3 protein-coding genes and 1 tRNA gene are annotated in these 2853 nt (G+C 37.1%); all 4 read left to right on the top strand.

Annotated features, from left to right (window positions below; all coding sequences use genetic code 11):
* Positions 1 to 24 precede the first annotated feature (24 nt).
* A tRNA-Thr gene (locus tag BHV72_RS07085) sits at positions 25 to 98 on the top strand.
* Between the two features lie 420 nt (positions 99 to 518).
* Positions 519 to 836 (top strand): hypothetical protein, encoded by a 318-nt coding sequence (locus tag BHV72_RS07080; RefSeq protein ID WP_022041407.1) that lies wholly within the window; start codon positions 519 to 521, stop codon positions 834 to 836.
* Positions 833 to 1519, top strand: coding sequence for a hypothetical protein (locus tag BHV72_RS07075; protein ID WP_005681567.1), 687 nt, complete (start codon positions 833 to 835; stop codon positions 1517 to 1519). The genes BHV72_RS07080 and BHV72_RS07075 overlap by 4 nt, the downstream gene beginning before the upstream one ends.
* 14 nt (positions 1520 to 1533) lie before the next feature.
* Positions 1534 to 2853, top strand: a 1320-nt coding sequence (locus tag BHV72_RS07070; RefSeq protein WP_286855482.1) for a lipase family protein, incomplete at its 3' end; no start/stop codon positions are given.

Genomic DNA, 2853 nt, shown 5'->3' with positions numbered 1-2853 from the left:
TTTGCACCCGCAAAAGAAAATAACGCCTCTTTAGCTCAGTTGGCCAGAGCACGTGATTTGTAATCTCGGGGTCGTTGGTTCGAATCCGACAAGAGGCTCACCAATAAAAAGCTGTTTATCCGTATGGTAAACAGCTTTTTTATTGATTATATCATTCAGGATTTTTGCCTGCGAAACACTACTAGTTCTGCTAGAATAGAACAACATTTTTCTGGAAGTATTGACTCTTAGTGAATATCTAATAACTTCCAATTATAATAATATCCGTTGATATTAAGAGAACATTTATTGATTATAAGTCGATTTTTTAAATGGCATTATGATTAATAGTAAAAAAAGTGATTAAAATATTTTTTATATTGAATAAGTTTATTACCTTTATTATATGTTTAAAAATTACACAAACAATCTCTTTTTAAAAAAATATAGACCTCTAATACATAATGACTTATGACAATTGACTATACATAATAATATATTTCACATAAATAAATGTTTAACTATTAAATTACACAACTATGAAAATGAACACAAAGCTAGTGCTAGTCTTAACATTTATGTTGGTGGTATCATCGTGTAATGACTCTGATATCATAGTAGAAAATGCCAATAGTGGCATTTCAATTGACAAATCTACACAATTAAATCTTACTCCTGACGAAAAGCTACATAAGGAGCAATCTAGTTTGGAAAACATGCTGATGGATCAGATTATTTATCGTGACTCTGCTTATATACTTAATATGAGTAAAGAAGAAGCCATTGATCTTACTATCCCGGATAGCTTGTATGTCCATTATCTAAAAATAGTTGATGATCTAAACACTTTACAATGAAAAGTACAAAGTTAATGCTAATCACAATACTATGTTTAATATTATCGTCACTCAGTGGCTGTAAAAAAGATATAGTAGAATCATTATTAAAAAATAACAGCTATGTTGAATGTATTATAAATGGTAAATGTGCTAGGGGAGAAGGACTAAGAACAATGTTTGAAGCTCCGACAAGTTTTCATATGAACTATTCATATTATGACGATGGCTCTTTTACTTTCAATATAGCTAAAGGCATTAATGATAAGGAAGGTGGAAATTATAGGATATATATTTCTGTCACTCAAAAGGGACTACCGCAATTGGGAGAGAAATATTATTTCAAGGAACATATTGATAACAACGGTCCATTTGATTTTGAGGATGAATGTTATATAGCGTCCATTGAAGTAACTCCGTACCTTTATCAATGTTCAGATACAACTCTTATCCCTAAAAGTATCAGAAAAAAGAAGATTATTCTAAAGACTGACATTGTAAACAAAGGGTATATTGAGTTTACTAATATTAATGTAGATAAAGGTGAAATCTTTGGTCTATTTAATTTTGAAACTGAGGTTACGAGTAAACGTGTTCCACAGGCTTCATATAAGGCATCAGTAACAGAAGGGAAGTTTGAGGGATATAACATTGAAAGGAATAGAACTTTCTATACATCAGGATTATTTGATTATATTTTGTAAAAAGTCTACTCATTATGAAAAATATAATTTTTCTGTTGTGCTGCATATTCTACATGTCGGCACTAGGGCAATCACATTTTGTTGAAGATACCCCTGAAGTCAGGAACTGGCTTGACAACATGTTCCAGCACCTTGACAAGAGTAAGATTCCTCATGGTCTTCTTCGTGACTATGCCTTTGAATTGGCTGATCTGGATATTTATAATGGCAAGGAATTGAATGATAGCAATTATGTGGATCGTGTCGCCTTCGAGAATCTTCTTCGTACCGTTCGCTCCTCCTCTGTGGGTGCCAAGCCTTTCAATGCAGAAGAGGTTCTTGCCACCCAACACTCCCTTTCTGGAAGAGGTAAGGGGATTATAGGGGTCGTGTTGTACCAGTATTCATATATTCGTGAAGACGCATTGAGCAGTCATCTTATACGTTACGAGAATGAGCAGGTTTTCGACAACGAGGTGAACGGTGTTTGGCAGAACCCTTATTCCATCGGGTACACGCTGGGCTTTTCCGCCCAGGACACCGTTTTTTACGGCAGTAATATCTCATATTCTTTTCCTGCATCTATCTGGAAAAGTAACGTTACTAGCGGAAAAGTTGAGTTTGACGCAGATGACGGAAGAGGCTATGTCTCTGTATCCAGCGGCAGCAGCTATCAGGGCAGTTATTCCTCTACCGGTGTGAAACACTTGAAGATGCGTGTGAGACTTGCCGACGGGAGCTATTTGTACAGCCACAGTCTGGTGAAGGTCATCACAGATAATGTGATCACCCGTACAGAGGCGGCGAAGTTCAAGCCTGACCGTTGTGTTGACATTACGGCCAGTTTACCCTATAACGGTGAAAAAGCTTCCGGTCGTATATCTTATTTGTATTCCACGGGCAGTCCCGGCAAACTCACCAAACCTTTTATTGACATGGAAGGTTTTGACCCCTTGGAATTTGTTGATGATGCTAATCCGTATATGGGTGACGAAAAATTCGGTAACACGAACCTTCATACCTTTGTGAATGGGCTTAGCCAGAGATATGCAGCCTTTAATAAGCTTCGCAGCGAGTACGATATCATCTACATCGACCTTTTCGACAGCAAGCTCTCTATCCAGGCCAATGCCCGACTTTTCGAGAGCGCAATTGAATTGATCAATCAAGAGAAGGCTTCCTGCGGCTGCACTGAAAAGAATATCGTTATGGGGCAGAGCATGGGCGGTCTGATAGCCCGGTATGGGCTTAAAGAAACGCAACTATATACTTTATTGTACCAACGATTGTGTATAATGATTGGTTATACCAATAATAACGAGTTCACTCCAAGGTTAACTTTTGCTCACCGTACT

The sequence above is a fragment of the Bacteroides sp. 43_46 genome (assembly GCF_001915455.1).
Lineage (GTDB): Bacteria > Bacteroidota > Bacteroidia > Bacteroidales > Bacteroidaceae > Bacteroides > Bacteroides caccae.
Note: the sequence above shows the minus strand (reverse complement) of the source record. Positions and strands in the feature narration are given on the sequence as shown.

Bases quoted from the DNA above. Each gene is read 5' to 3' on its own strand.
- BHV72_RS07080 (WP_022041407.1), top strand. From the start codon at position 519: ATGAAAATGAACACAAAGCTAGTGCTAGTCTTAACATTTATGTTGGTG.
- BHV72_RS07075 (WP_005681567.1), top strand. From the start codon at position 833: ATGAAAAGTACAAAGTTAATGCTAATCACAATACTATGTTTAATATTA.